General features: G+C 73.4%; 22 protein-coding genes. 16 read left to right on the plus strand and 6 right to left on the minus strand.

What is annotated here, in order from left to right; translation table 11 throughout:
• Positions 1-133 precede the first annotated feature (133 nt).
• From ACX25U_RS01475 to ACX25U_RS01510, 8 genes are all read left to right on the plus strand, one after another.
• The gene (locus tag ACX25U_RS01475) at positions 134-349 is read left to right on the plus strand and encodes a type A2 lantipeptide (protein ID WP_454388321.1); all 216 of its coding nucleotides are present in this window, start codon (positions 134-136) and stop codon (positions 347-349) included.
• Between the two features lie 75 nt (positions 350-424).
• Entirely contained in the window at positions 425-1,231 is an 807-nt protein-coding gene (locus ACX25U_RS01480; RefSeq protein ID WP_454388323.1) for an HlyD family efflux transporter periplasmic adaptor subunit, read from the plus strand.
• Positions 1,228-3,375 (plus strand): NHLP family bacteriocin export ABC transporter peptidase/permease/ATPase subunit, encoded by a 2,148-nt coding sequence (locus tag ACX25U_RS01485; RefSeq protein ID WP_454388324.1) that lies wholly within the window; start codon positions 1,228-1,230, stop codon positions 3,373-3,375. Before ACX25U_RS01480 ends, ACX25U_RS01485 begins: the two co-directional genes overlap by 4 nt.
• Position 3,376: 1 nt before the next feature.
• Complete coding sequence (locus ACX25U_RS01490; RefSeq protein ID WP_454388326.1) at positions 3,377-6,193, plus strand: NHLP bacteriocin export ABC transporter permease/ATPase subunit; 2,817 nt, start codon at positions 3,377-3,379, stop codon at positions 6,191-6,193.
• Between the two features lie 125 nt (positions 6,194-6,318).
• Positions 6,319-6,522, plus strand: a complete 204-nt coding sequence (locus ACX25U_RS01495; RefSeq protein WP_454388328.1) for a hypothetical protein — start codon at positions 6,319-6,321, stop codon at positions 6,520-6,522.
• 209 nt (positions 6,523-6,731) lie between these two features.
• Complete coding sequence (locus tag ACX25U_RS01500) at positions 6,732-7,745, plus strand: iron-containing redox enzyme family protein (protein ID WP_454388330.1); 1,014 nt, start codon at positions 6,732-6,734, stop codon at positions 7,743-7,745.
• A 21-nt stretch (positions 7,746-7,766) separates the two neighbouring features.
• On the plus strand, positions 7,767-8,429 hold the full coding sequence (locus ACX25U_RS01505; protein WP_454388332.1) for a HemK2/MTQ2 family protein methyltransferase: 663 nt from the start codon (positions 7,767-7,769) through the stop codon (positions 8,427-8,429).
• Positions 8,410-8,622 carry a CDGSH iron-sulfur domain-containing protein gene (locus ACX25U_RS01510; RefSeq protein ID WP_454388334.1) on the plus strand — a complete coding sequence of 71 codons (213 nt, stop codon included), beginning with the start codon at positions 8,410-8,412 and terminating at the stop codon, positions 8,620-8,622. Before ACX25U_RS01505 ends, ACX25U_RS01510 begins: the two co-directional genes overlap by 20 nt.
• 421 nt (positions 8,623-9,043) lie before the next feature.
• On the opposite strand, the gene ACX25U_RS01515 is transcribed toward ACX25U_RS01510, so the two are convergent.
• Positions 9,044-9,478: a protease inhibitor gene (locus tag ACX25U_RS01515; protein ID WP_454388336.1), complete on the minus strand. Its 435-nt coding sequence runs from the start codon at positions 9,476-9,478 to the stop codon at positions 9,044-9,046.
• 324 nt (positions 9,479-9,802) lie between these two features.
• On the opposite strand from ACX25U_RS01515, the gene ACX25U_RS01520 reads away from it, so the two are divergent.
• From ACX25U_RS01520 to ACX25U_RS01540, 5 genes are all read left to right on the plus strand, one after another.
• A complete protein-coding gene (locus ACX25U_RS01520) occupies positions 9,803-10,369 on the plus strand; it encodes a hypothetical protein (protein ID WP_454388338.1) in 567 nt (188 codons plus the stop codon).
• A gap of 201 nt (positions 10,370-10,570) precedes the next feature.
• Positions 10,571-12,193 carry a purine-cytosine permease family protein gene (locus ACX25U_RS01525; protein ID WP_454388340.1) on the plus strand — a complete coding sequence of 541 codons (1,623 nt, stop codon included), beginning with the start codon at positions 10,571-10,573 and terminating at the stop codon, positions 12,191-12,193.
• Positions 12,193-12,870, plus strand: coding sequence for a cyclase family protein (locus tag ACX25U_RS01530; RefSeq protein ID WP_454388342.1), 678 nt, complete (start codon positions 12,193-12,195; stop codon positions 12,868-12,870). The genes ACX25U_RS01525 and ACX25U_RS01530 overlap by 1 nt, the downstream gene beginning before the upstream one ends.
• Before the next feature lie 42 nt (positions 12,871-12,912).
• The gene (locus tag ACX25U_RS01535) at positions 12,913-13,608 is read left to right on the plus strand and encodes an alpha/beta fold hydrolase (RefSeq protein WP_454388344.1); all 696 of its coding nucleotides are present in this window, start codon (positions 12,913-12,915) and stop codon (positions 13,606-13,608) included.
• A 66-nt stretch (positions 13,609-13,674) separates the two neighbouring features.
• Entirely contained in the window at positions 13,675-14,844 is a 1,170-nt protein-coding gene (locus ACX25U_RS01540; protein ID WP_454388346.1) for a lactate 2-monooxygenase, read from the plus strand.
• A gap of 21 nt (positions 14,845-14,865) precedes the next feature.
• Here ACX25U_RS01540 and ACX25U_RS01545 read toward each other — a convergent pair whose 3' ends face one another.
• From ACX25U_RS01545 to ACX25U_RS01560, 4 genes are all read right to left on the minus strand, one after another.
• Complete coding sequence (locus tag ACX25U_RS01545; RefSeq protein ID WP_454388348.1) at positions 14,866-16,512, minus strand: RICIN domain-containing protein; 1,647 nt, start codon at positions 16,510-16,512, stop codon at positions 14,866-14,868.
• Positions 16,513-16,952: 440 nt separating this feature from the next.
• Positions 16,953-17,330, minus strand: coding sequence for a toxin Doc (locus tag ACX25U_RS01550; protein ID WP_454388350.1), 378 nt, complete (start codon positions 17,328-17,330; stop codon positions 16,953-16,955).
• A 3-nt stretch (positions 17,331-17,333) separates the two neighbouring features.
• Complete coding sequence (locus tag ACX25U_RS01555; RefSeq protein WP_111004023.1) at positions 17,334-17,579, minus strand: hypothetical protein; 246 nt, start codon at positions 17,577-17,579, stop codon at positions 17,334-17,336.
• A 175-nt stretch (positions 17,580-17,754) separates the two neighbouring features.
• Positions 17,755-20,025, minus strand: a complete 2,271-nt coding sequence (locus tag ACX25U_RS01560; RefSeq protein WP_454388352.1) for a glycoside hydrolase family 9 protein — start codon at positions 20,023-20,025, stop codon at positions 17,755-17,757.
• A gap of 422 nt (positions 20,026-20,447) precedes the next feature.
• On the opposite strand from ACX25U_RS01560, the gene ACX25U_RS01565 reads away from it, so the two are divergent.
• Complete coding sequence (locus ACX25U_RS01565; RefSeq protein WP_454388353.1) at positions 20,448-22,826, plus strand: SpoIIE family protein phosphatase; 2,379 nt, start codon at positions 20,448-20,450, stop codon at positions 22,824-22,826.
• A gap of 43 nt (positions 22,827-22,869) precedes the next feature.
• Here ACX25U_RS01565 and ACX25U_RS01570 read toward each other — a convergent pair whose 3' ends face one another.
• Positions 22,870-23,421: an RNA polymerase sigma factor gene (locus ACX25U_RS01570; RefSeq protein ID WP_454388355.1), complete on the minus strand. Its 552-nt coding sequence runs from the start codon at positions 23,419-23,421 to the stop codon at positions 22,870-22,872.
• 46 nt (positions 23,422-23,467) lie between these two features.
• Here ACX25U_RS01570 and ACX25U_RS01575 point away from each other — a divergent pair, with 46 nt between their 5' ends.
• Entirely contained in the window at positions 23,468-24,826 is a 1,359-nt protein-coding gene (locus ACX25U_RS01575) for a serine/threonine-protein kinase (protein ID WP_454388357.1), read from the plus strand.
• A 170-nt stretch (positions 24,827-24,996) separates the two neighbouring features.
• Positions 24,997-25,683 (plus strand): DUF4232 domain-containing protein, encoded by a 687-nt coding sequence (locus tag ACX25U_RS01580; RefSeq protein WP_454388358.1) that lies wholly within the window; start codon positions 24,997-24,999, stop codon positions 25,681-25,683.
• Positions 25,684-25,690: the final 7 nt, after the last annotated feature.

The raw sequence follows: 25,690 nt of genomic DNA on the forward strand, positions 1-25,690 counted from the left end.
TTACATCCATCGCACCGCGGGCCCCGCCGGCGCTTGAGAAACAGGCGTCCGGACACTCGCGGCCGCGGCCGTCCTGTCCCCAGAGGGGGCCGCTCCCCCCTTATGAGATATCCATACGAAGGGAAATTCCATCATGAACTCCACCCCCCAGGTTGAGACCGTCGAGATCTCCGACGCCGAGCTCGACAACGTCTCCGGCGGTCTGTCCGTGAACGCTCTGGGCACCGCCACCGGCCTGGTGGACGGCGTTGCCCCGGTGAGCGGTCTGGTCAACACGGCCGTCGGCACCGCCGAGGGCGTGACCGGCCTGAACACCGCCCCGGTCGCCGGCCTGGTCGCCGGTCTCTGATCGCACCGCGTTGCCGCCGAGTCCCGGAGCCGGATGCCGGTTCCGGGGCTCTCGGTTGCCGTAGGAATCAGTGACGTGCAGTTTCGACAACAGGCCCTCGCCAAGCTCCAGTCGCCGGAAGAACTCGACCTCCCGGTGCGGCTCGCCCGCCCCCAGGGGTGGCTGGTGCTGTCCGTCGCGCTCGTCGCCATGGCGGCCGCCTCCGTGTGGGCCGTGACGGGGTCGGTGGCCTCCACGGTCGGCGCGCCCGCCATCCTCACGCACGCACAGGGCAGTTACCTCCTGCAGAGCCCGGTCTCCGGTCAGGTCACCGCGGTCCTCGCCAAGGAGGGCGAGCGGCTGCCGGCGAACTCGCCCGTGCTGAAGGTCCGTACCGGCCGGGGCGAGGAAGTCGTCCGTACGGTCGCCGCGGGCCGGGTCACCACGCTCGCCGCCACCCTCGGCCAGATCGTCTCCACCGGTGCGAACGTCGCCGCCGTCGAGAAGGTCGCCCGCGCCTCCGACCCGCTGTACGCCACCGTGTACGTGCCCGCCGAGAACGCCGCCGCCATTCCCGCCCACGCCACCGTCGACCTGACCGTCTCCTCGGTGCCGGCCCAGCGGTACGGCGTGCTGCGCGGCCGTGTGAAGTCGGTGGACCGCACGGCCCAGTCGGCCCAGCGGATCGCCGCCTACCTCGGGGACGCACAACTGGGCGAGCAGTTCACGAGGAAGGGCCGGCCCGTCGCCGTACTCGTGAGGCTCGACGCCTCCTCCGCGACGAAGAGCGGCTACCGCTGGTCCTCCGCGGACGGGCCGCCGTACCGGCTCGACTCCATGACCCCGGCCTCGGCCTCGATCCGCCTGGCCGGCCGGCGTCCCGTCGATTGGCTGCTGCCGTGACCACCGTACGCACCCCCACCGTCCTTCAGATGGAGGCCGTGGAGTGCGGCGCCGCCTCGCTCGCCATGGTCCTCGGCCACTACGGCCGCCATGTCCCGCTGGAGGAGCTGCGCATCGCCTGCGGCGTCTCCCGGGACGGCTCACGGGCGAGCAACCTGCTGAAGGCCGCCCGCGGTTACGGCCTGACGGCCAAGGGCATGCAGATGGACACCGCCGCCCTCGCCGAGGTGAAGGCGCCCGCCATCCTCTTCTGGGAGTTCAACCACTACGTCGTCTACGACGGCATGGGCCGCCGTCTCGGCCGGCGCGGGGTGTTCGTCAACGACCCCGGCAAGGGCCGCCGTTTCGTGCCCATGGAGGAGTTCGACACCAGCTACACGGGTGTCGTGCTGGTGATGGAGCCCGGCAAGGGCTTCGCCAAGGGCGGCCGCAGGCCCGGAATCCTCGGCGCCCTGCCGGCCCGGCTGCGCGGCACCGCGGGCACGCTGCCGGCGGCCGTGCTGGCCAGTCTGCTGCTGGTCGCGGTCGGCGCGGCGATGCCCGCGCTCAGCCGCACCTACATCGACACCTACCTGATCGGCGGTCAGACCTCCCTGCTGGGCGTGCTGTTCGCGTCGATGGGCGCCTGCGTGCTGCTCACCGTCGTGCTGACCTGGCTGCAGCAGGCCAACCTGCTGCACGGCCGGATCATCTCCTCCACGCTCGCCAGTGCCCGCTTCCTGCGGCATCTGCTGCGGCTGCCGGTCACCTTCTTCGCCCAGCGCAGCCCGGCCGACCTGGTGCAGCGGCTGCAGTCCAACGACCAGGTCGCCGAGACCCTCGCCCGCGACCTCGCGGCGGCGGGCGTGGACGCGATCGTGGTCGTGCTGTACGCGGTGCTGCTCTACACCTACGACCCGCAGCTGACCTTCGTCGGCATCGGCGTGGCGCTGCTGAACATCGTGGCGATGCGGGTCGTCGTACGGCTGCGCGCCACGCGGACGGCGAAGCTGCGCGCGGACACCGCCCGGCTGACCAACACCGCCTACACCGGGCTGCAGTTGATCGAGACGATGAAGGCGACCGGCGGCGAGGACGGCTACTTCCGCACGTGGGCCGGGCAGCACGCCACCACCCTGGAGGAGCAGCAGCGGCTCGGAGTGCCGAGCGCCTGGCTGGGCGTGGTCGCGCCGACGCTCGCCACCCTCAACAGCGCGCTGATCCTGTGGATCGGCGGAATGCGAGCGGTCGAGGGGCACATCTCGGTCGGTCTGCTGGTCGCGTTCCAGGCGCTGGTGACCCGGTTCACCGCGCCGCTGACCCGCCTCAACGGCGTGGCGGGCCGCATCCAGGACTTCGCGGCGGACGTGGCACGGCTGAAGGACGTGGAGAACTTCCAGGCCGACCCGCTCTACGCCCGCCCCGGCAGCGGCGACACCCGCCGGCTGCACGGCCATGTCGAGCTGGAGAACATCACCTTCGGCTACAGCCCGCTGGACAAGCCGCTGCTGACCGGATTCGACCTGACCGTCGGACCGGGCCGGCAGGTGGCGCTGGTCGGCGGCTCGGGCAGCGGAAAATCGACGGTCTCCCGCCTGATCTCGGGCCTGTACACACCCTGGGAGGGGGTCATCCGCATCGACGGGCAGCGCCTGGAGGACATCCCGCGCGGTGCGCTGGCGGCCTCCGTTTCCTTCGTCGACCAGGACGTGTTCCTCTTCGAGGGCACGGTCCGCGACAACGTGGCCCTGTGGGACCCGTCCATCCCGGACGACGCCGTGGTGGAGGCGCTGCGCGACGCCGCCCTGTACGAGGTCGTGACGCGCCGCCCCGGCGGGATCCACTCCAGGGTCGAGCAGGACGGCCGCAACTTCTCCGGCGGGCAGCGCCAACGCCTGGAGATCGCAAGGGCGTTGGTGCGCCGGCCCAGCATCCTCGTGCTGGACGAGGTGACCAGCGCCCTGGACGCCGAGACCGAGCAGGTGGTGATGGACAACCTGCGGCGGCGCGGCTGCGCCTGCGTGGTGATCGCGCACCGGCTGTCCACCGTGCGCGACAGCGACGAGATCGTCGTACTCCAGCACGGCACGGTCGTCGAACGCGGACGGCACGAGGAGCTGGTGGCGCGCGGCGGGGCGTACGCGGCGCTGGTCAGGGAGCGGTGAGATGACGGTTGTCGGCGAGGGCGACCTCGTACTGGGCGCGCTGGGCTCCCTGGGCACGCCGATCGACTGCGCCGGGTTCAGCCGGCTGGACCTGGAAGGTCCGCAGGTGCTGTGGCTGGTCGCGGCCGGCGCGGTGGACCTGTTCGCGGTGGACGCGGCGCAGCGGGGCCACTGGCACCACCTGGGCCGCCTCGAGACGGGCTCGCTGCTGCTCGGCCCGGTCGCGGGCCCGCAGCACACTCTGGTCGCACGGCCGTTGCGGGACTGCGTGGTGCACCGCATCGGCCTGCGCGAGCTGTACCAGCCGCCGAGCACCCAGACCTGGTCCTACGACGAGTGGGGCAACCCCCAGTACGTGCCGCCGACGACCAGCCCGCTGGAGTACGCCCTCGCACTGGGCGCCGGCCGCAGCCTGTCCGTGCTGTTCCAGGCGCCGATGGCCGAGGAACGGACGGCCGCCCCCACCGACGACGACGTGTTCTGGATGCAGGTGCCGCCGGGCAGCGTGCAGTACGGGGCGCTGTACGGCGCCGAGGCCGCCGCCGACCTGCTGATGGACCCCGCGCTCTGGCAGAGCATGGTCGACCAGCAGTACCGGCTGCTGACCACGCTGGACCGGTGGATCGAGCAGCTGGAGCGCACCCACGAGACCCGGACCGCGGCCGGCATCAAGGCCGGTGAGGCGGTGCGCGCCCAGGCCGACCGGACCCTGCTGGCGTCCATCGGCCGGTCCTCGGCGCAGCGCACCACGGCCGCCGACGCGGATGCCACCTACGCGGCCTGCGAGCTGGTCGCCCGGGCCGCCGGGATCACGCTCGCCGCGCCGCCGCAGGCCGGTACGGAGAGCGACCGCCTCGACCCGGTGGAGCGGGTCGCCCTGGCCTCCCGGGTGCGCACCAGGACCGTACGCCTTCAGGGCCGCTGGTGGCGGGAGAACGTCGGCCCGCTGGTGGGCCACCGGGCGCTGTCGGGCGCGCCGGTCGCGCTGCTGTGGCGGCGCGGCGGCTACGTCGCCGTGCACCCGGCCACCGGGCGGGAGAACCCCGTCGAGAAGGCGAACGCGCGGGACTTCGAGGAGCGCGCGGTGATGTTCTACCGCCCGCTGCCCGACCGCCGCCCCGGCCTGCTCGGGCTGCTCCGCTTCTGTCTGCGCGGCACCGGGGGCGATCTGCTGAACCTGCTGCTCGGCGGGCTGGTGACGGTGGCCGTCGGAGCGCTGGTGCCCATCGCGACCGGCAAGGTGCTCGGACAGTACGTGCCGCAGGCCCGGCAGGGGCTGATCGTGCAGGTGTGTCTGGCCGTGATGGTCAGCAGTGTGGTGGCGGCGGCCTTCATGCTCCTGCAGAACCTGACCATCCTGCGGCTGGAGGGCCGTGTCGAGGCCACGCTCCAGCCGGCCGTGTGGGACCGGCTGCTGCGTCTGCCGACGGGGTTCTTCACCGAGCGCTCCACGGGCGAGCTGGCGAGCGCGGCCATGGGGGTCGGCGCGATCCGCCGGCTGCTGGCCGGGGTCGGTCCGGTGGTCGCCCAGTCGGTGACCGTGGGCGCGATGAACGTGGGGCTGCTGTTCTGGTACAGCGCCCCGATGGCGCTGGCGGCGATCGGCATGCTCGTCGTGATCGCGGCCGTGTTCCTGGGGCTGGGCCTGTGGCAGGTGCGGTGGCAGCGGCAGCTGGTGGTGCTCACCAACAAGCTGAACAACCAGGCCTTCCAGACCCTGCGCGGGCTGCCGAAGCTCAGGGTGGCGGCCGCGGAGAACTACGCGTACGCCGCCTGGGCGTCCCAGTTCGCGCGCAGCCGTGAGCTGCAGCAGAAGGTGGGGCGGATCAAGAACCTCACCACGGTGCTGGGCGCGGTGTACCTGCCGGTGTGCACGCTGCTGATGTTCATGCTGCTGGCCGGCCCCGCGCGCGGCTCGATGTCGGCGGCGGCGTTCCTGACCTTCAGCACCTCGGTGACGATGCTGCTGACCTCGGTCACCCAGCTGACGGGTGCCTTCGTCTCGATGGTGGCCGCGCTGCCGCTGCTGGAGCAGATCAGGCCGGTGCTGGACGCCGCGCCGGAGGTGCGCGCGGCCAGCACCCGGCCGGGGCCGCTGTCCGGGGCGATCGAGGCGCGGCGGCTGTCGTTCCGGTACACCGACGACGGGCCGCTGGTGCTGGACGACGTGTCGTTCCAGGTGCGGCCGGGCGAGTTCGTGGCGATCGTCGGGCCCAGCGGCTGCGGCAAGTCGACGCTGCTGAGGCTGCTGATCGGCTTCGACCGGCCGCTGTCCGGGAGCGTGCTGTACGACGGGCAGGACCTGGCGGCACTCGACCGGTCGGCGGTGCGCCGGCAGTGCGGGGTCGTGCTGCAGCACGCGCAGCCGTTCACCGGCTCGATCCTGGACGTCATCCGCGGCACCGAGCCGTGCACGCCCGAGGAGGCGATGGCGGCGGCCGAACTGGCGGGCCTCGCGGAGGACATCAAGCGGATGCCGATGGGCCTGCACACCCTCGTCTCGGGCAGCGGCGCGGTCTCCGGCGGCCAGCGGCAGCGGCTGATGATCGCCCAGGCCCTCGTACGGCGTCCGCGGATCCTCTTCTTCGACGAGGCGACCAGCGCGCTCGACAACGACACCCAGCGCACGGTGATCGAGAGCACCCGCAAGCTCAACGCCACGCGCGTCGTCATCGCGCACCGGCTCTCGACGGTGCTGGACGCCGACCGGGTCGTGGTGATGGAGGACGGCAGGATCACCCAGCAGGGGCCGCCCGCGGAGCTGCTCGCGGACACGGGCGGGCGGTTGCACGAGCTGGTGCGGCGGCAGTTGGCCTGAGCGCCGGGCGGCCGGTCGGTCCTTCCCCGGATCCTGCCGCGGGGCACATGAAAGCGCCGGACCGGGTACCCACCCGCGCATGCGGATCAGCGACCGCGACGAACAGCCGAGGAGAGGAGACGGCCATGGCCGAGAACCCCGGAAAGCGCGAGAACACCGGCAAGGACGAGCGGCCCCCGAAGACCGCGCTCGGCGAGGTCCTGCACGAGTTCGAGAACGCCGAGACGGACGTCGACGACACCCGCGAGCGCCGCCACCGGGGCGAGGCCGGCGAGGCCATCACCCCGAACACCCGGGCCCAGGAGGAAGAGGAATCGGAGGGCGACTGAACCGGGGCCGGCCTCCGCCCCGGGGCACACGGCCCGCCCGTCGTGCGCCGGCCGCTCCGGCCGCGCCCCCTCGGTCCACGACCGGGCGCGCCCGCGTCACCGCGCACGGACGCGCGGGCGTGGCGCGGCGTCCGCCACGCGGCCGCCGGGGCGGCGGGGCCGCGCGGAAGGCCGGGGTGGTCCGCCGGAGGCCGGGGTACCCGAGCCGCATGCACCACGATCACCGAGGACCCGAATTGCCCCCCGCCCGGGGGCCGGTCTCCGCGTCCGTGACGGCGTATCTGCGGGGCACCGGGCCGCTGCCCCGTGCCGAGGACGTCGGCGGGGCGACGGTGTACGGCGACGATCTCCAGCTCGCCCTGTATCTCTGCTACGAGCTGCACTACCGCGGTTTCGCGGAGGTAGCCGCACAGCGTGAGTGGGACCCGGACCTGCTGCGGGTCCGGTCGGCGCTGGAGCACCGGTTCCTGTCCGCGCTGCGCGCCGACACGCCCGGGCACGACAGCCTCGACGACGCGCTCGCCGCCCTCCTCGTCGAACCGGTCCACGGCACGGGCGTCAGCCACTACCTGCGGGACGAGGGCGAGCTGTGGCAGCTGCGCGAGTACGCGGCCCAGCGCTCCCTGTACCACCTCAAGGAGGCCGACCCGCACGCCTGGGTGCTGCCACGCCTGTGGGGCCGGGCCAAGGCGGCCATGGCGGCGGTGGAGTTCGACGAGTGGGGCGGCGGCCGCGCCGAACGCGTCCACGCCCGGCTGTTCGCCGACCTGATGACCGACCTGGGCCTGGACACGACGTACGGCCGCTATCTGGACGCGGCCTTGGCTGAGGTCCTGGCGACGGTGAACCTGATGTCCCTCTTCGGTCTGCACCGCGCGCTGCGGGGCGCCCTGGTGGGCCACTTCGCCGCGGTCGAGATCACCTCCTCCCCCGGCTCACGGCGGCTGGCCGAGGCGCTGCGCCGTACGGGTGCCGGGCCGGCCGCGCAGTTCTTCTACGACGAGCACGTGGAGGCGGACGCCGTGCACGAGCAGGTCGTACGCCACGACGTGATCGGCGGGCTGCTGGCCGAGGAGCCGCACCTGGCGGCCGACGTGGCCTTCGGCATCGACGCGACCGGGTACCTGGAGGACCGTCTCGGCGCACGGCTGCTCGCCGACTGGCGCGCCGGACGGTCGTCGCTCCGGACTCCCCTTGCGCGGGAGATGACAGGTATTTCCTGAACACCGGGGTACTTGCGGGCTGTGAATGCACTGGTACTTCCGGGCGTCTACGCCCCGCAGGACGACACCGCGCTGCTGGCCGAAGCCCTGGCCGATGAACCGTACGAGCCGGGCACGCGGGTACTCGACGTGGGCACCGGGAGCGGTGCGCTGGCACTGGTGGCCGCCCGGCGGGGCGCCGAGGTGACCGCGGTGGACGTCTCCTGGCGCGCGGTGTGGACCGCCCGGCTCAACGCCCGGCTGAGCCGGCTTCCGGTCCGCATCCACCGGGGAAACCTCTTCGGTCCGGTACGCGGGCGGTCGTTCGACGTCATCCTGGCCAACCCGCCGTACGTACCGGCCCCCGACACCCGGCGCGGACCGCGCGGCAGGCGCCGCGCCTGGGACGCGGGGCGCGACGGGCGGCTGGTCCTGGACCGGATCTGCCGGGGCGCGCCCCCGCTGCTGCGGCCCGGGGGCGTACTGCTGATCGTCCACTCCGTGCTGAGCGACCCCGGCCGCACCCTGGACCGACTGCGCGCGGCCGGCCTCAAGGCCTCGGTGGTGCGCCGCCGCTGGATCGCCTTCGGCCCGGTCCTGCGGTCGAGGCGCGGCTGGCTGCGCGAGCGCGGTCTGCTGTCCGCGGGCGAAGCGGCCGACGAGAAGGAAGAGCTGGTGGTCATCCGTGCCGAACGTCCCCTCTGACGCCCCGCGCCCCGACCCGCCCCGCCGGGTCACGATGCAGCGACGCGGTCCGATTCTCCTCGACGGCCCGGTCGAGGTGGAACTCGAGGACGGCACCACCGTCTCCTCCGACCGCTTCCGCGTCGCCCTGTGCACCTGCCGCCGCAGCCGCCGCTACCCGTGGTGCGACACCAGCCACCGGGAGCGGGTGTAGCGGGGGTCCCGAGAGCGTGGACGGCGAGGTGGCCGACACGGGGGGTCGTGCCGCTGCGGCGGCACGGATGGCCGCGGGCGGGCGGCCCTCGGCGCGCCGGGTGTCCTGCGTGGGGGGCCACGGCCTGTGCCCGGCGGGACGGTCCCCGAGAGCCTGGGCGGCACCGAGGTGGCTGTCGTGGGCAGTCGTGTCTCCCCCGGTGCTGAACGCCGGGGGACCCCGGGGCGGCACGGTGGGCGCGGCGGGCTCCTCTCGGCGAGCAGCGCCCCGCAGGGCCCGCATGTGCCAGGGGCCGCCGGGCGGCCCCACTCCGCCCGGCGGCCCCTGGTGCGAGATCGCCTCAGGTCCCCGCGACAGGGGCTCGCACTCCCCATCCGCGGGACCCTTCAGTTGTGCGCGGGGACCACGCGATCCCGGTCCCTCAGAACGCGAAGACGCTCGTCGCGGAAGCGTTCTTCACGCACTCGTTGGCGAAGGTGCGTTCGTAGGAGACTCGCTTGCCCTGCCAGACGCCCTGGGCCGTGATCACCACGGGGTTGTACTCCCGGGTGCACAGCACGGTGTCGCCCGCCGTGAGCGCGGCGAAGTCACCGCCCGCGGCACGCAGCTCGGCGCACGCGTCGGGCGCGGCCGGGTGGCTGCCGGAGGGTGCCGGGGCGCAGGTCAGGGTCACGGCGCGTTCCGGGGTGGCGGTCGCCACGGCGGCGCCGTGGCCCACGGTGAGCACCAGGGCCGAGGGGGCGTAGAGCGCGGCGGGGGCGGTGGGCGGGGCGGCCAGGGCGGCCCCGGTGAGGGGTCCGCAGACGGCCGTGGCCGTAAGGCCGAGGGTCGCTGCCCAGCGCGCGGTGTTCCGCATCGTGTGCTTCCTTCCGCTGGATGTCGTCGGGTGCCGGCCCCGGCTCGGTCGGTGCCGGACCGGCGTGCGGGAGTCTGCCGAGTCCGCCGCCGAAACTCACATCGGACCCACCGGTTTCAGTAACATTGCGTATTGAATCAGTGGCGCGAAGTCACGGAATTCGAACGTGACAACCCCCGATCCATGGGCCCGCCGATCACCGGATCCGGCCGGATGGCCGGATCACCCACGTTCGTCAATCGTCCTGAAACATTCCACTTCCGCTCTCGGCGCACTTCTCCGTGACCCCTTGTGTTCACGTCCGAGGCGAGTAATCGTCATTACATGATTACGACAGAGCAACAAGAGAAGCTGCGCGGCTGGTTCGCCGGCCGCCTGCCGGACGATCTGTTCGAGGAACTGGTCGAGGTGACCGTCGACCGCGAGGAGATCACCGTCATCGGCCGCATCCCCGCACCCCGGCTGGCCGAGGGCGTCTCGCCCGCGGAGCGGGAGGCGGCCGTGGAGGGCCGGGTGCAGGAGTTCCGGGAGCGCACCCGCCAGGACCGGATGGCGGTGGCGCGCGAGGCCGAGCACCGGTTCCGCCGGAAGGTCTCCTGGGGCGTGGAGTGCGCCGGCGAACGCGCCCTGTTCACGCACGTCGCCGCGCCCGTGATGACCCGGCTGCGCCAGCCCGAGCGGCAGGTCCTCGACACCCTGATCGCGGGCGGTGTCGCCCGCAGCCGCAGCGACGCCCTCGCCTGGTGCGTACGCCTGGTGCAGCGGCACACCGACGACTGGCTCACCGAGCTGCGGGAGTCCCTGGAGCACGTACAGCGGGTCAGGGCCCAGGGTCCCGACGCCCGGCCGGAGGACGCCCACGGAACGGACACCGCAGGTCAGGAGGGGTGACGGAAGGGTGGAGGTTTTGTCCACCGGTGACGGCGAAGATGGACGAACCGTCCTCTGGTGCGGGTCCTGCGCCGCCGATTAGCGTCGGCACACTCCTCGAGGACGGCGTCCGCCTCCCGTCGCGCACCCCTGCGGCAGCGAGCGCCCGTCCACCCGCCGCGCCACCACGCGCTCCACCGCCGACCCTCCGCCGGAGCCCCCTTGTCACCGCAGTCCTCACAGGCCCCGCAGTCCTCGCAGGGCCCGCAGCACGCCCCCTCCTCCACCGCGCCGTCCCTCACCGAGGTCGAGACCCACGGCATCGAGCGCATCCCCGACGCCGACCGCAGCGCACGGCCCCTGGACCTGTTCCGGATCGCCTTCGGCGGTGCGAACACCTTCTCCACCTGCGTCCTCGGCGCCTTCCCGATCCTGTTCGGCCTCTCCTTCTGGCAGGGCCTCGCCGCCACCCTCCTCGGGGTCGTCGCGGGCGCGCTGATCCTGTGCCCGATGGCGGTGTTCGGCCCCGTCAACGGCACCAACAACGCGGTCTCGTCCTCGGCGCACCTCGGTGTGCACGGCCGCGTGGTCGGCTCGTTCCTGTCGCTGCTGACCGCGACCGCGTTCTTCTCCATCTCGGTGTGGAGCTCGGGAGACGCCCTGATCGGCGGCGCGCACCGGCTGTTCGGCCTGCCGCGCAGCACCGTGTCGTACGCCGTCGCCTACGCGATCTTCGCGGCGCTGGTCCTCGTGGTGTGCATCTACGGCTTCCGCTTCATGCTCTTCGTGAACAAGATCGCTGTGACGTCGGCGAGCGTGCTGTTCCTGCTCGGCGCGATCGCCTTCGCCGGCGACTTCGACCCGGGGTACGCCGGTGTGTTCACCGCCTCGGCTGACGCGGCCACGCGGTCGATGTTCTGGCCGTCGTTCATCGGCGCGGCCCTGATCGTGCTGTCCAACCCGGTGTCCTTCGGCGCGTTCCTCGGCGACTGGTCGCGCTACATCCCGGCCGGCACCCCGCGCCGCAGGGTGGTCGGTGCCGCGTTCCTGGCGCAGATCGCCACCCTGCTGCCGTTCGTCTTCGGTCTGGCGACGGCGAGCATCATCGCCACCAAGGCCCCGGCGTACGTCGACCCCGCCGCCCCCGACTTCGTGGGCGGGCTGCTCGCGATCTCGCCGAGCTGGTTCTTCCTGCCGGTGTGTCTGCTCGCGCTGATCGGCGGCATGTCGACGGGCACGACCTCCCTCTACGGCACCGGTCTGGACTTCGCCTCGGTGGTTCCGTGGCTGTCCCGGGTGCGGGCGACGGTGCTGGTCGGCGTGGTGGCCTTCGCGTTCATCTTCATCGGCCGGTTCGCCCTGAACCTGGTGCAGTCGATCTCGACGTTCGCCACGATGATCGTCACCTGCACCACGCCGTGGATGGTCGTGATGATGCTCGGCTTCTACACCCGCCGCGGCTGGTACGACCCGGACGCGCTGCAGGTCTTCAACCGCCGTCAGCGCGGCGGCCGCTACTGGTTCGCACACGGCTGGAACTGGCGCGGCATGACCGCCTGGTGGGTGTCCGCGCTCCTCGGGGTGCTGTTCACCAACATCCCGGGCCAGTTCGTCGGCCCGCTGGGCGACCTGGCAGGCGGTGTCGACATCAGCCTGCCGCTGTCGCTGGCGGTGGCCGCCGTGCTGTACCTCGCGCTGCTGCAGCTGTTCCCCGAGCCCCGGGCGGTCTACGGGCCTGAGGGTCCGCGGCTGGCCCGTGCCGCCGACGTCCCGGTGCCGCCGGTCACCGGACCGGGCGCGCCCGGCGCCGACCCGGTGGCGGTGCCCGCCGCCGAGGCGGGCTGATGTCCCACTGGCTCGACCTGTCGGTGCCCGTGGTCACCGGGATGCCCGTGTATCCCGGTGACCCGGAGGTCACCGTGTCCCCCGCGCTGCGGGTCGCCACCGACGGCGTCAACGTGCTGCGGCTGCACCTGGGCTCGCAGTCCGGCACGCACGTCGACGCGCCGTTCCACGTCGACGACGCCTGGCCCCGCCTGGACGAGCTGCCCCTGGACCGCTTCGCGGGCCGCGCGGTCGTCGCCGACGTACGCGGCCTGCCCGCCCGGGCGCCGATCACGCCGGCCCTGCTGGCGCCCGCGCTGAGCCGGCTGAGGCTGTCGCCGTGCGGCATCCTGCTGCTCGCCACCGGCTGGTCGGCCCACTGGGGCAGCGCGGACTACCTCGCCCACCCGTGGCTCACGCCCGAGGCCGCCGAGTCCCTCGTCGAGGCGGGGGTGCGCACGGTGGCGGTGGACGCGCTGAGCATCGACCCCACGCCCCTGTCCGGCGAGCCCGTCACCGGATTCGGCCTGCCGGCCCACCGGGTGCTGTGCGGCACGGGCGGGGTCGTGGCGGAGAATCTCACGAACCTGGAACGGCTGGTCGGGGCCCGCGAGGTGGAGGTCTTCCTGTTTCCGCTGCGGCTGCCGGGAGCGGACGGGGCGCCGGTGCGGGCGGTGGCCCGCGTCGACTCCCCGTAAGCCATGGGGCCGTTGTCGGACCCACCGGATACGTTGGCGGGCATGACTCACTTCGTACTGCTGGCAGGCGCGTGGCTCGGTGCGTGGGCGTGGGACGAGGTGGTGCCCGGTCTGCGGGAGGCCGGGCACGAGGCCCACGCCGTCACGCTCTCCGGCCTCGCCGAGAAGAGGGACGTACCGGCCGGGCTGCACACCCACGTCCAGGACGTCGTCGAACACGTCGAGCGCCACGATCTGCGGGACGTCGCCCTGGTCGGGCACAGCTACTCGGGCATCCCGGTCGGTCAGGCGGCCGAGCGCATCGGTGACCGGTTGCGGCGCGTGGTGTTCGTCGACTCCGGCGTCCCGGTCGACGGGCAGTCGTTCCTCTCGAGCTTCGACAGCGACCACGTCCGGCAGGCACTCGACGCCAACGACGGACTCTGGCCGCCCCTCCCCCCGTCCGAGTACGCCGGTCAGGAGCTGACCGACGAGCAGATCGACCGCATCGTCACCGAGGGCACACCGCACCCCGGCGCCTCGCTCGCCGAGCCGGCCGTGCTGCGGCGCCCCCTGGGCGAGCTGCCGGCGACCTACGTCAAGTGCCTGCTGGACGGAGCCGAGCCGATGCCTCCCGTGGCCGAACTGCTGAAGAGCGGGCGCTGGGAGCTGGTCGAGATGGCCACCGGCCACTGGCCCATGTTCTCCCGGCCCCGCGAACTGGCCCGCGTGCTGATCGAGTCGGCGGCCGGTGACTGAGGGGCGGCTCGGCGTCAGTATCGTCGGGTGCGGTGCGTGATCGGTGACTTCAGGTGGGAGGGACGGATGGCGAAGCACTGGGCGGACTTCCAGTACGAGATCTATCTCAACGGGACGACGGGCGCGGTGCCCCGGCTGCCCACCGATCTGACCCGCCTGGAGGAGCTGACCGAGCGGCGGCTCGGCCCGGGCCCGGTGGGCTATGTGGCGGGCAGCGCGGGCAACGGCAGTACGGCACGCGCCAACCGGGCGGCCCTCGAGCGCCGCCGGATCGTGCCGCGCATGCTGCGGGACGTGCACGAGCGGGACCTGTCGGTGGAGGTGCTGGGCCGGGCCCTGCCGGCCCCGCTGGCGCTGGCGCCGGTCGGCGTGCTGTCGATCCTGCATCCGGACGCCGAGCCGGCGGCGGCCCGGGCGGCGGCCGCGCAGGGTGTGCCGTTCGTCCTGTCGTCGGCCTCCAGTACGCCCATGGAGCAGGTCGCCGAGGCGATGGGCGACGCCGAGCGCTGGTTCCAGCTGTACTGGGCCAAGGACCGCGAGGTCACCCGGAGCTTCCTGGACCGGGCCAAGGCGTCCGGGTTCGGTGTCCTGGTGGTCACCCTGGACACCCCGCTGCTCGCCTGGCGGCCCCGCGACCTGGACCAGGCGTACCTGCCGTTCCTGCACGGGGTGGGCACCGCCAACTACTTCTCCGACCCGGCCTTCCGGGCGGGCCTGGCCAAGCCCGTGCACGAGGACCCGAACGCGGCGGTGCTGCACTTCGTGGGCATGTTCGCCGACCCCGGCAAGACCTGGCCGGACCTGGCGTTCCTGCGGGAGAACTGGGACGGCCCGATCGTCCTGAAGGGCATCCTGCACCCCGACGACGCCCGCCTGGCCGCCGACGCCGGGATGGACGGTGTGATCGTGTCCAACCACGGCGGCCGCCAGGTGGCCGGCTCCGTCGCCGCCGCCGACGCGCTGCCGCGGGTGGCTCAGGCGGTCGGCGACCGGCTGACGGTGCTGTTCGACAGCGGCGTGCGCACCGGCGACGACGTCTTCAAGGCGCTCGCGCTCGGCGCGCGGGCGGTGCTGGTGGGCCGGCCGTACGCGTACGGGCTCGGGCTGGACGGCCAGGCGGGCGTCGAGCACGTGATCCGCTGTCTGCTCGCGGAGTTCGACCTCACCCTCGCCCTGACGGGCCACGCCGCGCCGGGCACGGTCGGCACGGCCGACCTCGTGGAGGACCCTGCCTGACGCTCACCGCTAGGCGGCCGCTCACGTGGTGCTGCCCGGCAGTTCCACCTGCCGGACGGGCGGTGTGCCCGTCCCGGCGATCGACAGGGAGCCGGGGCTCGCCGACGGGGAGTCGACCGCCCAGCGCTGGGCGGTCGAGCCGTCGCGGACCTTGACGACCACGTCGGCGCCCACCTGCGGCGAGGCGGGGGCGAGGGCGAGTCCTTTCTCCCGGCGAGGCAGCAACTCCCCCTGCGAGCCCGCGTCGTAGCGGACATCGGGGCCGCGCCCGGTGCCGGGCTCCGCGCAGGTGCCGAGGACGACCACGCCCGCGTCGGCGTGCGAGTCCAGGCACAGGCCGGGGTCCGCGACGCTGCGCAGCAGACCGTCGTCCTCCAGGGACCACTGCTGGTTCCAGGCCGAGGAGCACTCGGCGAGTTCGGCGGCCGCCCCGGCCTTCGGCTCGCCCCGGACGGCGAGGCACAGGCCGACCGAGACGTTGCGCAGCCGGGTCTGCCCGGTCGCCGGGGGCAGCCCGGCGGTGCCGGGCGTCGCCGAAGCGGCGGACGGGGTCGGGGAGTCGGTGCCGGGGGCCGTGTCCCCGGCACCGGTCACGCCGGTGGACGCGGCCGGGGCGGTGCCGCCGCCCGACCACAGGCTGATGCCGAGCACGGTGGCGAGCAGTCCGGCGGAGGCCAGCCCGAGGCCGGTGCGCAGTGCCCGGGACGGCCGCGGAACGCCCGGGACACGGCGGCCGGGAGCCGGGATCCGGGACAGCAGCCGGTGCCGGCCGCCATCGGCCGGCCGCCCGCCGCCGTGCCGGCCGGAGCCCCTGGTGCGCGGGGCCTGCTGGGCGCGGTCCGGGCGCGATTCGACGTAGCGGCCGGCGCCCCAGCCGAGCACCGCCTCGGCGAGCAGTTCGGCCAAACTCCTTTCCACCAGGCCGAGTTGTTCGGCCGCGTCCCGGCAGTAGCGGCAGTCGTCCAGATGCTGCCGGACGTCCGGCAGCAGGGCGCCGCCGCGGCGGATCGGGACGTCGAGCAACCGGTTGTAGAAGCGGCAGTCGTCAGTGGGCGCGAGTTCCCGGTGGGCACGCACGCAGCCCTCGCGGAACTTCTCCCGCGCCTGCTCCAGGGTGAGCGCCGCCGTCTCGAGGTCCACGCCCAGCAGTCCGGCCGGGACGCCGAGGGGTTCGGCCTCCACCTCGGTGTGCCACAGCAGGCACCGGGCGGCCGGGAACAGTCCTTCGAAGGACCGCTGGGCGAGCCGGCGGTTCTCCGGGGTCAGGGTCACGGCGTTCCGCATCCCCCGGCCCCCGGCGGGTTTCCGCAACTCCGGGAGAACGCCGGTCACCCGGTCCTCCGCGGCCCACAGCCGGACGGTGTCCCGCACGGTCACCAGCAGCCGAGGGCGCAGCGCCACACCCGGTTCGCCCAGGGTCAGCCGGTCGAAGACCTGGTGGAAGGCGGCCGAGGTGACCATGGCCGCGATCGGTGCCGAGGAGGCGAGGCAGATCACCGCGTACTCGTGGACCGGCTGCCAGTGCCGGGCGGTCAGCAGGGCCACGCAGTGGGCGACTTCGTCGTCCGAGCTGCCGGTGAGCCGTGCGGCGAGGGACTCGTCGGACTCTCCGGGGGCACCGCCGGGCGGCGGCGGGCAGGAAGGACGAGCGGAGCGGGGGGTGGGCACGAAGCGGCTTCCTTTGGTACGTACCTGAGTGGTGCGGGTGCGCGGGTCCGGCCTGCGTCCGATGGCGAATCTCGGCTGGACTTCCCAACTGTCCCTTCGGACCAAGCCCTTGTCCACACACGGGTAGTTCAGTTTTGCACAACTCAATGGCGTCAAACAAGACATACGGACAAGGTCCGCACCGTTGACGGAAAGTCAGAAAACCGGTCATCGCCGGACGCCGCATCCGTCCGCTCTGTGCCGTGCGCCCCGTGTGAAGCACGCGCACACACCGGTGCCGCGCGCACGCTCCCGGCGCGCCCGGCCGGGGAGTGCACTGGTGTCGGCCCCTCGAAGGCCCCGCACAGGACGGCGGCTCTCCTGCGCGTGCCGGGCCGCCGACCCTGTTCCTCCCGCCCACGGTCGGCGGCCCCCAGGGCGCGGTGTGCGCCGAGTGGTGGTCAGATCTCCCAGGAGCGCAGCCGGTCGGCGGCGCCGTAGACGTCGGTCTTGCCGGACATCAGGTCACGGGCGAGGTCGACGAGGGCGCCGTAGGGCGGGTCGATGCCGACCCCGCTGACGAACATGTACGCCACGGCCGTCGAGCAGGCGAAGCGGGCGTTGGCCGACGGCAGGGGCTTGAGCACAGCGAGGGTGTGCAGCAGCGCGGCGGCCCGCCAGGCCGGGTCGGAGTCCACGCCGAGACGCGGCGGGTCGACACGATGGCGTGCGACGGCGGCCACCAGGGCCGAGAAGTCGTCGACCGCGGGCTGGTCCGGCAGGACTTCCTCGTGGCGCTGCAGCAGCCAGGGCACGTCGATATGGATGACTGGGGTCATCGGTCAGGCGGCCCGCCCCTCGCCTTTCGAGGGCGACTCGTCCTCGGGGAAGGCCTCGGCGAACTCGTCGGCGTGCGCGGTGAAGAACCTGCGGAAGGCCTCGGCGCCCTCCTGCAGGGCCCGGTGCCGGGCTATGTCGGCGGCGGCCGCCTCACGCACCAGCGCCTTCATCGACGTACCGCGCTCCTTGGCGATCTGGCGCAGGTCCTCAAGCTCGCGATCACTGAACTCCACATTGAGAGCTGGCATGTCCCACACGGTACCGCGCGGGTACTTACCCGTAAATATCCGCAGGTCACAGCAGCGAGAGTACGGTACCGAGCGGCGCGGCCACACCCGGAACAGGGCCGCCGCCGCGTCACCATCGACGCGGCGGCGGCCCTGTTCCGGGGCAAGGCCCTCTACACGCCGACGGCCGCGGATCTCACGCCCGAGGCGGCCCGGCCGGCCGGCCCTGGTCCGCCACGAAGGAGGCCATCCAGGCCAGCGCCGCGTTCCAGTTGACGGCCGTCTCGTTCGTCGACCAGGACTCGATGTCGTCGATGTAGCAGAACTGGCCCACGCAGCCCTGGAGTCTGCTCTGCGCGTAGGGGTCCTGGATGCTGGAGTTGGCGCCTCCGGCGAGGGTGCCCTTCGGCGGGTTCGGCAGGCTCGGATCGAGTTCGTGGGCGTACCAGCGGCTGTGCTGGTTGTGCGAGCTGACGGTGCCGTAGCCGGTGACGTAGGAGATGTTGAGGGCGTTGCGGCCCAGGACGTAGTCCATGCTCTGCACCGCGCCGTCGCGGTACTTCGCGGCGCCGGTGAGGTCGTGGGCGGTGGCGATGACGCGGGCGTTGTTGAGGATCTGGCTGTTGGAGCCCCAGTCGTACATGTTGTTCGCGGGGGCGTACGGCATGCCGTACGGCTGTGACCTCAGCGTGGCCAGGTACTTGTCCGCGCCCTTGATCACCGACTGGCGCACCTTCTCCCGGCCGGGGAGCCGGCTCGGGACGGTGGCGAGGTCGAGGCGGGCGGGTACCGCGGTACTGGCCCAGTCGAAGCTGACGCTGCCGAAGACGTCGGCCGTGTGCAGGGGGGACTTGAGCACGTGGTCGGCGAACTGCCTCTCCCCGGTGGTGAGGTACAGCTCGGCGGCCGCCCAGTAGAACTCGTCGGTGGCGTTGTCGTCGGCGTAGGCGCCGCCGCCGATGCCGTCGTCCGGGTCCGGGTGGACCTCGGGATGGGCGAGTGCGGCGCTCCAGGCCGTCCGCGCGGCCCGCAGGGCCTTCGCCGCGAAGGCCTTGTCGTAGGGCCCGTAGAGGCGGGCCGCCTGCGCGGCCGTCGCCGCCAGGTTCAGGGTCGCCTGGGTCGTCGGCCGGTGCAGCTCGCGCTTCTGCGGGTCCTGGCCGGGCAGCAGCGGCAGCCCCGTCCACTGCTCGTCGTGGACCTTGCTGTGCGCCATGCCGGCCAGCGGCTTCCCGGCCGGCACCTGCATCTTCAGCAGGAACTCCAGCTCCCAGCGGGCCTCGTCCAGGATGTCGGGCACCTTGTTGCCACTCTCCGGGAGGGCGAGCGTCCTGTCACCGAGGCTCGAGGGCCGACCGGTGCGCGCATGCAGGGAGCGCTCGTAGGTGCTCAGCAGTCCCCAGGTGGAGATGCCGCCGTTGACGACGTATTTGCCGTGGTCGCCGGCGTCGTACCAACCGCCGGTGACGTCCAGCGTGTAGTCGCACAGGCCCGGTTGGCAGGGCACCTTGGCGTCGCCCTGGTTGGGGGCGACGCCAAGGTGGCCGGCGGGACGGGCGTAGCCGGGGCGCAGGTCCTCGCGGATCGCGATCCCGCTGCGCTGTGTGTAGTAGTGCTTGAGGGAGTCCAGGCGGAGCTGTTCGTAGGCCTCGGTGCCGATGTCGAAGGGGCGGCTCGTCCCGCCGTCGACGGTCAGGGTGAAGCCCTTGCCGCGTCCCCGGTGGGCGCCGAAGTCGATCGACTGCACGTTCTGCCCGGAGGAGACGTCCGTGCCGCGCGGCACGGTCCAGCCCTGGGCCACGACGGCCCCCTTGGTGTCGCGCAGCCGCCAGGGCAGCCTGGAGGTGGCGTCGGTGACCAGCGTGGCGTTCTTGGGTCCGTCCGGCAGATAGGCGACCTGGTTGACGCGGACCCGTGGCCCGGTGTCGGGCTCGTACACCTCCGGCTCCACCCCGCCCAGCAGCGACACGTCGTCCACGCAGAAGCGCCAGGGGTCCGCGGCGCCGCCGAGCTGGAAGGCGACCTGGCCCTGGGTGGTGTCGACGGGGGAGGTGAAGGTGTAGGAGTAGGCGTTCCCCGAGACGCTCAGCTGCGGGCTCGCCTCGAACCAGGTGTCGTACGGCGCCACCGACAGCCCCACGAGCGCCCGGACCACGTGCCCGTCGGGCGCGCCGGACCCCGTGAACGACAGCCGGTAGGTCTCGCCCTTCACCAGGGCGATGTCGTTCTGCCCCACGGCGGCGTCCCAGCGGTTGGCGGTGCCCCCGGGCACGTCCGCGCACAGCCGGCCGTCGGACAGGCCCGCGGTGACGTTGCTCGTCGTCCACCACGGTTCGGTGGTGGTGTCGAAGGTGCCGTTCCTGATCTGCTCGGTCTCGTCGGCCCGGGCCTGCGGGGCGGCGGGCAGGGTGGTGAGCGCCGCCGCGAGCAGGGCGACCACGGACAACAGGGTGGTTCTGCGTCGTTTCACGTCTGGGCTCCTCGGGGGAGGTACGGGCGGCGCCCCCGTGGGAGCGCTCCCAGAAGGTGGATCCCGATATGTTTGTCGGAGTCATGACACCCCGTCAAGCTCCGGGCAGGATGTGTTCCGGTCCGGACCTCGATACGGCCCCTTCCCCACCGGACCGCCGCTGCGGCCTCCCGTCCGGAACGCCGGCATGCCCCACGGCCCGCCCGTCGACGCCGCGCTCGGCCGGCCGCGCTTCCCGGCACGCGGGACCGCAAAGGACGCGGTGGTGCGTTTCCGTCCCCGCCGTCGCATCGGCCGGATGTCCCTCTTGACGCGTCCGCCGCGCACCAGGGGGTCGCCATCCGCACCGCGCCGTTACGGATTAGGCTGGAACGCAAGTGACGCACCTGTTCACTGTGAGTGTGCGCGATGGAGTGGCGACGATGAGCCCGGTGTATCCGTTCGACGATGCGGCCACGGCACGGGCCGTCGTCGACGACCACGGCGTCCTCGTCGAGTGGAACGAGGGCGCGCACCGGCTGCTCGGCTGGGCGCCCGGGGAGGTCCTGGGCAAACAGCCGGCGGGCCTGCTGGCCGGCGACCCGCGGCCGAGCCTTCCCGAGGGGCCGCGCTGGGACGGCACGCTCACCCTGCGGCACCGGGACGGGCGCGCCGTGAGCGTCTGGGTGCTGGTCAACCACCGGGGCCCGGAGGACGGCGGCGGCTGGCTCCTGGTCACCCCTCTGGAGGGCGGCGGGCCGGACACCCCGGACGATCCGCTGTCCCGGATCGATCTCATGCAGTCCCCCTGCGCCATGGCCGTCTACGACGAGCGGCTGCGCCTGCACGGGATGAACGCCGCCATGGAGGAGGTGTTCGGCGGGGTCCCGGCCGAGCGGCTGCGGGGTCTGCGCCACTCCGAGATCGGCGGCCACCGGCGGAGCGAGGACTTCGAGCGGCGCATGCACCGGGTCCTGACCACCGGCCGGGAGGACAACGTACAGACGTATGTGCCGATAGGCGTCGACAGCCGGGCGCACGCCTGGCTGGCCCGCGTGTCCCCGGTCACCGACCCGCAGGGACGGGTGCGCGGGGTGTCCGTCGCCGCGCACGACTTCACCGAGCAGTACCGGGCGCGCGAGCGGCTGCAACTGGTGAACGAGGCGAGCGTACGCATCGGCACCACCCTCGACGTCACCCGAACGGCGCAGGAGCTCGCCGACGTCTGCGTCCCGGCCCTCGCCGACTTCGTCAGTGTCGACCTGCTGGACGAGGCCGAGCACGGCGGCAAGCCGCTCACCGGCCCGCCGAGCATGCCGGTCACCCTGCGCCGGGCCGCCCACAGCTCCATCACTCCGGGCGCACCGGAGGCCGTCGCCGTGGCCGGGAAGACCGAGGTCTACCCGGCCACCTCTCCACAGGGCGCCTCCCTGGTGACCGGTCACTCGGTGGTGCTCTCCGAGCAGGCCGGCGACCTGGAGAAGTGGCTGTCCTGGGATCCGGTGCGCAGCATGCGCGTCCGGGAGCTGGGCGTTCACTCCACGATGTCCGTGCCGGTCCAGGCCCGGGGTGTGACCCTCGGAGTCGCCGTCTTCACCCGGTTCGAGCAGCCCGCCCCGTTCATGCCCGACGACGTGCTGCTCGCCGAGGAGGTCACGGCCCGCGCCGCCGTCTGCATCGACAACGCCCAGCGTTACTCGCGCGAACGGGAGACCGCCCTCGCCCTGCAGCGCAGCCTGCTGCCGCACACCCTGCCGCACACCGCCGCGGTGGAGGCGGCCTCCCGCTATCTGCCGGCGGCCCGGGACGGGGTGGGTGGCGACTGGTTCGACGTGATCCCGCTGTCCGGGATGCGGGTCGCCCTGGTCGTCGGGGACGTCCTCGGGCACGGTGTGCAGGCCTCGGCCACCATGGGCAGCCTGCGCACCGCCGTGCGCACCCTCGCCGACATCGACCTCGCCCCGGACGAGCTGCTCACCCACCTCGACGACGTGGTGGCCCGGATGTCCGCCGAGGCCGGCGCCGGGGGCGGCCCCCACGAGGTCGGCGCGAGCTGCCTGTACGCGGTGTACGACCCGGTCTCCCGCCGCTGCACGCTCGCCCGCGCCGGGCACCCGCCACCGGTCCTGGTCCCGCCGGACGGCCCGCCGCGCCGGGTGGAGCTGCCGTGGGGTCCGCCGCTGGGCGTGGGCGGACTGCCGTTCGAGAGCGTCGAACTCGACCTGCGGGAGGGCAGCGTGCTGTCCTTCTTCACCGACGGGCTGATCGAGGGCCGCGAACGGGACACCGACGCCGGCCACCGGCTGCTGTGCGAGGCGCTGGCCGCCCGGACCGGCTCCCTGGAGGAGATCTGCGACCGCGTCCTGCACACCCTGCTTCCGGCGGGCGGCGCCTGCGACGACGCGGCCCTGCTGCTGGCCCGCACCCGGAGCCTGCCTCCCTCCCAGGTGGTCACCTGGGACATCCCGGCCGACCCGTCGCTGGTCGCCCCGGTCCGCAGGCAGGTCGTCGACCAGCTCGACGGCTGGGGGCTCGGTGAGGCGGCGTTCACCACCGAACTGGTGGTCAGCGAGCTGGTCACCAACGCGCTGCGGTACGGCACTCCGCCGATCCGGCTGCGGCTGATCCACAGCGGGGCGCATCTGATCTGCGAGGTGTACGACACCACCCACGCCGCCCCACACCTGCGCCGCGCCAAGACCTGGGACGAGGGCGGCCGCGGTCTGCTGCTGGTCGCCCAGCTCACCCGGCGGTGGGGCAGCAGGCACACCACGGAGGGCAAGACCATCTGGGCGGAGCTGAGCCTGGACGAGGACGAGTGACGCCGACCGGTGAGGGCGACGGGCGAGCGCACCGGCTCGCGGCTCAGGACGCGTCGGTCAGCCACGGCCCGACCCGGCGGCGCGCCTCGTGCAGCCGCGACTTGAACGTGCCCAGCGGAATGCCCGCCCGCTCGGCGGCCTCGGCGTACTCCAGCTGGCAGATGTCCCGGTAGACCAGCGGCGCCACCAGCCGGGGATGCTCCCGCTCCAGCCGGTCCAGCGCCTCCAGCAGGTCGACGCGGGAGCCCGCGATGACACTGGTGGTGCGCGGGTCGACGTACCGCGCGGGCTCGATCACGGCGGGCTGCTCGGCGGCGCGGCGCTTGAGTTCGCGGTACTTCTGCCGGGAGCAGTTGGCGACGACCGTGTGGAGCCAGGTGCTGAAGCGGCTGCGGCCCTCGAACGTGGTGATCTTCCGCGCGATCCGCACCAGCACGTCCTGCGCGGCCTCCTCCGCGTCCTCGCGGCAGGGCAGGAAACGCCCGCAGCGGCGGACCACTTCGGGCCGGATCTGCTGGAGCAGTTCCTCCAGCGCTCCACCGTCACCGGCGGCGGCGCGCCGGGCGAGGTCTTCGGTCAGCGCCGCGTCCCGCACGACAAGGCCCCCTTGGAGTCGATCTCAGGGCAGGCATGATAGAGGCATGCACTCCCTCGAGCGGATCGGCCGTTACCGCCTCGAACGGCGCCTGGGCACGGGCGCCTTCGGCACGGTCTGGCTCGCCCACGACGACGAGCTCGAGGCCCCGGTGGCCGTCAAGGTCCTCGCCGAGAACTGGTCCCACCGCGTGGACGTGCGCGAGCGGTTCCTGTCCGAGGCGCGGCTGCTGCGCAAGGCCGGCTCGCCCAGGGTGGCACAGGTCTACGACATCGGTGAACTGCCCGACGGCAGGCCGTACTTCGTCATGGAGTACGCCGACGCCGGCACCCTCGCCGACCTGCTCGAGGCGGGCCCGCTGCCGGTGCCTCAGGCGCTGCGGCTGACCGCGCAGGCCGCCCGCTCCGCCCATGCCCTGCACGAGGCGGGCATCGTGCACCGGGACATCAAGCCCGGCAACGTGCTGCTGCGCACCGCGCCGGACGGCACCCGCCGGGTGCTGCTCGCCGACCTCGGACTGGCCAAGAGCCTGGCGCAGGCCTCGGGGCTGACCCTGGCCGCGGGTTCGGCCGGGTACCGGCCGCCCGAGCAGGCCGAGCCCGGCGCGGGCATCGACGCCCGGGCCGACGTCTACGCCCTGGGCGCGGTCGGCTACCGGCTCGTCACCGGCACGGTGCCCGCCGAGCCGGGCAGGGTCGTACGGCCCGAGCGGCTGCGGCCTGACCTGGACCCCGCCGTCGCCCGGGCGCTGATGCGGGCCCTGGAGCCGGACCGTGGGCGGCGCCCGCCCACCGCCGAGGCGTTCGCCGACGAGCTGGAGCGGCTGGCCGCGGCGCGGCCGCCCGCCGCCCGGTCCCGCAGATGGGGCAGGACCGCGGTACTGGCGGCCGCCCTCGCCGTCGCCGGGGCGGCCTTCGCCCTGGTGAACCGGCCGTCCTCGGCCACCGGAGTCCGGGTCGAGGACGCCACCGGCCGGATCGCGGTCCAGGTGCCGGACGGCTGGGGCCGCCAACTGCACGACTCCGGCTGGAATCCCACGGCCCTGGGGCTGCCCGCCGGGCACGAGCCGGGCCTCGCCGTCGCCGACGACCTGTCCCGGTGGCAGGACCTCGGGGCGGACGTGCGCGGGGTGTTCGTCGGCCTGAGCGAGCACGGCGACGTCACCGCGCGGGTGAACGCGCTGGGCCACCCGGGCTGCCGCTACGACGGCGGCCGCTCCTACACCGGCGGGCGCTGGCACGGCCGGATCCGGACCTGGAGCGCCTGCCCGGACGGCGGCCGGCTCACGGAGACCGCGCTCGCCCCGGCCGACGGCGGCGGACGGCCCCAGGTGTACGTGCAGATCCGTCAGCACGGCGACGGCGACGCGACCGAACGCGTACTTCGCTCCCTGCGGGTCACCTGACCCCCGTACGGGTGCCCTCCGCGCGGCACGCGGCGGGAAGGAGTTCTGGGAGAAATACGCGGTCGGCCGCGAACTTTTCGCCCGGTTCGCGCATCGGACACCCATGACGGCGCACGAGGCGCCTGGCGCACGCGGCCACCGCGTGCGACGAACCTCCAGGAGTGTGGAACATGACGCACACATCCCCGTCCGCCCACCGGGCGGCCCTGCTGGCGAGCGCGGCCGCCGTGCTGGGCCTGCTGACCGCCTGCGGCAACGGCGGCGGCACGAGCGGCGCTCCGCAGCAGGTGTCGGGAACCGCCGCGCCCGCGACCGGCGGCACCACGGCCGGTACGGCACCCGGCACGAACCCCGCCACGAACAGTGGCGCCGCACCTCCGAGCAGCGCGACCACCGGCACCGCCCACGGCACGGGTGGCACCCGCACCACCGCCACGAGCACCCGCTGCCACACCTCCGAACTGAAGGCGTCGGTGGGCCGCAACGACCCCGGCGCCGGGCAGGAGAACTTCCCGGTCGTCCTGACCAACGCCTCCGGCCGCACCTGCACCGTGCGCGGCTATCCCGGCGCCGCGTTCGTGGACGCCGCGGGCAGGCAGCTGGGCCCGGATCCCAAGCGGTCCCCGGGGACGCCCACCCCGGTGACGCTGAGGCCGGGCCGCAGCGCCTGGGCGGGCCTGACGTTCTCCAATCCCGGGGTGAGCGGGGCGAGGACGGCGACGCCCGCCGCGCTGATCGTCACCCCGCCGGACGAGCGCGACCACCTCACGGTGAAGTGGACGTCCGGCCAGGTCCCCGTGGGCGGCAACGCCTCCTCGGTGTTCCTGACGGTCCTCAGCCCCGGCACGGCTCCCTGAGCGGGCA

Source organism: Streptomyces sp. JNUCC 63 (assembly GCF_054366325.1).